2 protein-coding genes and 1 pseudogene are annotated in these 6,000 nt (G+C 38.1%); all 3 read right to left on the bottom strand.

Annotation, left to right across the window (positions count from 1 at the left end):
- Positions 1-136: 136 nt before the first annotated feature.
- The gene (locus IRT38_RS13590; protein ID WP_194597996.1) at positions 137-1,228 is read right to left on the bottom strand and encodes an ATP-binding protein; all 1,092 of its coding nucleotides are present in this window, start codon (positions 1,226-1,228) and stop codon (positions 137-139) included.
- 12 nt (positions 1,229-1,240) lie between these two features.
- The gene (locus tag IRT38_RS13595) at positions 1,241-5,029 is read right to left on the bottom strand and encodes a DUF4132 domain-containing protein (RefSeq protein ID WP_194597997.1); all 3,789 of its coding nucleotides are present in this window, start codon (positions 5,027-5,029) and stop codon (positions 1,241-1,243) included.
- A gap of 256 nt (positions 5,030-5,285) precedes the next feature.
- Positions 5,286-5,837, bottom strand: a pseudogene (locus IRT38_RS13600) (OmpA family protein); the annotation flags it as partial.
- Positions 5,838-6,000: the final 163 nt, after the last annotated feature.

Raw genomic sequence — 6,000 nt, forward strand, 5'->3', positions numbered from 1 at the left:
AAATGTAAGAAGTCAACAGGTTCTGTGAATGACAAATGGTTTTACCTACTTTTGTCGAAACAAAAGTAGGTCGAGCCGAAGGCTTATCCTCAAATAAGATGAGAACTCGGCACGACTCAGTTAAGACTCAAAAAATCTACTGCCAAAACGTTTTTCCAGCATCAAAAAAAGCCTTCCAAGTTACATCCAGTTTGGCACGTTCACGGGCAACATTATCCATATAAAAACGCATCCGCTTGGCATCATCAGCATTATCTTTTAACACCACGCCAATCAACTGACGCGCAATCGCAGCACCACTCAAAGATTGATCACCTAAATAATAGCCTTCTAAAGCAGCTGCATAAGCGATATTGACCGCTTCAGCAGTCGACATCACAGCATCAGGTGTTTTAATTGATGTACCGTCTTTGGTTGTGCCTTGACGCAACTCTTGAAAAACTGTAACCAGTAGATCAACCACAGATTCAGACATTTGAATCTGATTAGATAAATCACCTAACTCGCGTTTCAACTGAGTCAGTACAAGCTCACGTTCAAAAACAGGATCAGCAATCGGTCGTACAGTTTCAAAATTAAAACGACGTTTCAATGCCGAAGACATCTCATGCACACCGCGATCTCTTAAGTTGGCGGTAGCAATAATATTAAATCCTGCTTTGGCATAAACACGACCTTGATCCCCAAGCTCAGGAATCATCATGGTCTTTTCAGACATTAATGAAACTAAGACATCCTGAATTTCAGGTGGACAACGCGTGATTTCCTCGAAACGAATGATCTTGCCATGCTGCATCGCTTGATAAACAGGTGATGCAACTAAAGACTTCTCATTGGGACCTTCAGCAAGCAATAAAGCATAGTTCCATGAATATTTGAGATGATCTTCAGTCGTGCCTGCTGTTCCTTGAATGGTAAGTCCTGAGTCACCACTAATCGCTGCTGCTAATAATTCAGACAGCATAGATTTTGCTGTACCTGGTTCACCTACTAACATGAGACCTTGTTTGCCCAGTAAAGTCACAATCGCTCTGTCGACTAAAGCATCATCACCATAAAATTTACGGCTAATCGCTAATTTCTCATCACCGAGAATAAATTGGCGTACAGCACGTGGCGAACGTAACCAACCTTGTGGTTTAGGCGCATGGTCATGCTCACTAATTATTGCAAGTTCTTCTGCAAAACGTTGTTCAGCACTTAATTTAATAATATCTTGTGGATTCATATATTTACCATTTTACCAAGGTGTTTTCTTCTGCCATTCGGGATCAAAACCAGAACATGCCTCGGCAACTTTTAAATAATCAGCATAAGTTTCAGCTAATAACACTGGCGGTACATCTGCTAAATTCATTCCACTGTCACGCCAAGAACGCACATTCTTTTTCTCAAAACTGAGGTCGTACAATACAGCTGCAAGATTTTCCTCAGGCACATAACTGCCACTAAAACGAATCACCGCAGATAAACCAATTTGGCTAAATGGTTTAAAGTAACTATCAAAAGAGCCACCATCTTCAATTGAAGCACGTTGATAACCAAGCTTGGTAATCACTCCACGTAAAGTAAATGTATCGGTTAACCAGCCTTTACGATCCTCAATAATTTCCGCATGTGCTTCAAAAACTGGAAGCTGGTGTGTCATCTGCTCAAATAGGAACTTTACTTTATAATCTTTAAAATGTGCTTGCCATGCTTCTGCATCTTCAGCGCTGATCAAAACACCATGTGCAACTTTGATTTGGCTATCTTGTGCTAATTCAATTTCATCATCTTCAAGATTTAATAAGCTGCCGTCATCACTAGGACGGAAACTTTGTAAAACTTCACCTTCTGAAGAAAGCTCCAACCAAACTAAACGTTGAATTAAACGTTTCATAATTGGGTGAGCAAATAGGTATTCTTGCCAATCCGTACTGCTCCAAGTTCGCTCACTACACATCGCTTCATATAAGCGTTGTGTTTGTAGATCAATCACTTGTTTAAATTCTTTCTTACTACTACTGAATAATGATTTAGCTTCTTTAATTAAGCTTTCGTCATCACCTTGTCGTGCAGCAGGCAAGGCTTTAATCATTTTTCCATCTTCGTTTTTAAGTACGAACTTATCTTTATCATCTACATAGGCAGTTAAGACTCGAGAACCATACTCTAGACTCAGTACACCTGCATCATCTAAGCCTGCGGTCGGAATTGTGCGATCTGCCAATTCATCACTACTCCATTGATTGCGCTCTGCGATTTGTTCAACCAATTGTTTCGCTAGATTCTGAACAGATGCAGTGCGGTAACGACGTGACAAACTCAGAAGTAATTGAATGATCAATGGATCATCACTAATTGAAAAACTACTCAACATCGCTTCGATTTGTGCACGACGTTGGTAATGTTGCTTCATATAATCTTGCAACAATTTCACCGCAACACTACCTTGCGTTTTAAAAGTCAGTGCCAACATTCCTTTACTTTTAATTGCAGAACCTAAATAAATTGCTAAACGCTCACGTTTAATTTCTTCAACCACTTCTTCCAGTGTGATGTGTTCATAACGTCCATAATATTCAGGGTACTTTTGTCCCCAGCGTTTAAATGAATCTTGATAAGATGCTAAACGACTCGGTGCTTCTTTCGTTGCAACCTCCATCGCCTCTTCTAAAGTTGGATTACGAGTATCTTGATATATAAAACTTTGCAGTAAATACAATGCAAGCGTTTGTTGGCTTTTATCATTTAACAGTCCCATATAACGCTGTAACAATGCATTGGGTACAGGGTCTTTCAATTTGTCTGCTAAAACGACCCACCATTGAATAATTTGAGGCTCAACTGTTGTACCATCTTGCCACTGCGCTTGAGGTAAATGCTGTAAATCAAACCAAGTAAAACTACTAGCAATCTTAGCTTTCAGACCCTTTTCAGCATCTTTGAGCAATGCTTTTGGCGAAAGATAAATATTAATATCCTCACCTAACTGCTCTAAAGCCGTAAGAATTGCAGCAATAACAACTTCTTTTTTCTCTTTTTTTAATAAATCATAAAGCGCTGTGACCGCAGAAGGATGTTGTAAACGCGCTAACCATTCGACTGCTGTAATACGAATTTCTTGTTTACCATTTTCTAAAGCTTCAATCGCTCTTAAATGAATATCAGGGAGTTTTTTTAATACTTCCTGAGCGTCAAAACGTAAACGTTTTCCATCCCCCAAAGCGAACTCAAGTAATCGAGGAATAAACTGTTTAGGTACTTGTGGGAAACGTTGTAATAGAGCTAATGCCTTGATTGGATCATAATAGCGCCATGAATTTTGATTTTTACTTGGTAGTAGCCCTAAAGCTTCAGCAATTAAATCAATGTTCTCAACAAAAAAGGGAATGACTTTTTCATCATCAGCAATTCGAGTGTTTAGTTCATCACCGCTATAGTTTTCTAGGTATTCATTTGCAATACAACGTTTACTACTCTCTTCTGAAATACCGACTTGTTGCAAAACTTGGGCTAACTGACGTAACTCAATTGTTTCCCAGTTCTTAGCATCTAAAAATTGGAAAAACTGATACCAGTTGATCCAATCATTGTTTCGATGCCCTAGCACCAAACGCGCTGCATGAATCAAACTAAACTCAGGTAACTGCTGTAACTTTTTTTGATAATTGGCAATTTCTTCAATATAGGAACGATAGTTTTTTTGCCCATTCAAATGACCAAGAATTAATTTTCCAACATTTTCAACTTTGTCATATGATTTGCAGAAGTCTCGGTAGTTATTCTGTCTCCAATGGCTTTTGTATCCACCTTTCTCAACAGCTTTATTATCTTCAACTTCCTGTTCTGCAGCTTGACGATATTTTTCTTTTACTGCCAAATAATTATCCTGTAGAACCTGAACAAAACTTTCAGGAATGTCTTGAGCCTCAATCACTTCAATATCAGGTAAGGTATATTCAAGCTCGACCACTTGACCCAAAGATTCGAGTCGTTGCAAAGCAGAAAGGATATTTGCCTGAACTGATTTTAATTTTTCATTTTCTGCTGCTTGCTGCAAGATTTCCCGATTTTGCTCTCCTAAACGTGCTAGCAAATCCGCGGCAAAACTACGTTGTTTGCTTTCGCCATTGATCAAGAAATTTTGCAAATGTTGCTGGCTTTGAGCATCGTCAAGATGTGTGAGTAAAACAGTCGCTTGCTCGCGAACACCTTTGCTCGAACTTAATGCGAGCATGATGATAAGTTCAGTTTGCTGTTGTAATAAGTCGTGATGCTGAGCAATAAACACTAGGAAAATCCCCTGCGCTGCGGCAGAAAGTTTAGGTAAAGTCTCACGAATTTCTTGTGCATAATCAGTGAAGAACTGGGCACTATCCGAAAGCTTAAACAAGAAATTTAATTGATCGTAGTGATAACTATTTACGCCATTACGCTCAAATAAAGTCGTAATAAACCCTTCAATATTATTTTCAGGTTCAAATAAATAAAGTTGCTTTAATGCTGTAAGTGACCAAAGATCGCGATGTGATTTTTTCTGACGATCATCAAAACTTTGATGATTAAAACTTGTTAATAATCCATCTACCAGTACATAGCTAAACCAAACTGGAGTTTGTTTAGAAAGTTGAGAATAATTACGTTGCTGAGTTGCGGCTTCTAAGAATTTTCCATAGCGAATAATCTGATCACTACTCAGTTTTGAAAAGATATTGATATATAGTTTATAGCGCGCATTTTGTGAGGCTTTACATAGTTTTTCTTGTGCTTTAGTAAGCTCAGTTGATGGCCAATACCATCCATAAGTTCCAGGGCTACCTAGTAAGGCGCATACTTTATCTGTCGCTTGCTGCTGTAATGTCAATAAAACCTCTGGTTTTTGACCATTCACGATAAAGTTTAAAACTTGATTTGGTAACGTTGCCTCTACTTCAGATAAAGGTTCAACAATGCTAGTGAGTAACGCCAAACTTTCAGAATCTAGTGAGTTTTGACTCTGCGGATTGATGAATTCAGCGACTTTATTCTTAATACTTTCAAACATAAAATAACCTCTTATTTTCCCCAATTTTTTAATTACTTTTGATTTTTTGGTTTAAAAATCAATATAAGATTTCTTTTAATTCCAAGATTCTATAACAATTCATCTTCATCCAACGACTATTTTCTGATGTTTTGATTATAAAAAAATATTACTGAGAGTTAATCGCAGGATGAGGCATAAACGACATTTATTGTCGCACCAGTTTTTTGATAAAAAAATGGCTACTTCAAAGTAGCCATTCTGCATTTAAACTCAATTACCAAATAATATTAACTCGACGATTTGGTGCCAAACAATTTACAAGTTGATTATTTGCTTTATGACCTGCACATTGTTGATATAAATCTGTTTGGCTGTTGGCTTGAATTTGAATACGATTCACGTCAATTCCTTCATTGACCAATAGCTTTGCAACGGTGTTTGCACGTTGTGATGACAACTGTTGATTGTAAGCAAATTTGCCAAGTGGATCTGCAAATCCAGCCACAATCACAGGTCCAGTCGCGTTACTCTGTTTAATACGTTGTGCAATTGAAGTAACAGAATCACTCCCGCGCTCAATTGCATTGGCATTTGAACGATCAAAAGTAAAGAAAACACTTCCTGAACGTGCATTATTTAAGTTCGTATTTGCTGGAACTTGATTGTTTGCGCCCCATGCCATCAAACCTTCACAGGCTTCACCCTTCCAAGATAAACGCTCAGAAAGTCTTTGCTTGTCAAAATCTACACGAAGTTGGCAACGTAAATAGTCTTGGCTATTTGGCTGACGAATATCTAAAACATAGTTCCAAGTTTTCACAAAGAATGAATAGCCACCAAAATTCTAGACACACATAACCATCTTTTGGACTGCCACCACTCTCCTAGACAAATTTTGTCTATTCTTTTTGCATAGGAGAGAACATTATGAGTGGACAACGATACACCCCAGAATTTAAAGATGAAGCTGTTAAATTGATTACCGAACA

It is taken from the genome of Acinetobacter sp. SK-43 (assembly GCF_015351505.1).
In the GTDB taxonomy this organism is placed as follows: Bacteria; Pseudomonadota; Gammaproteobacteria; order Pseudomonadales; family Moraxellaceae; genus Acinetobacter; species Acinetobacter junii.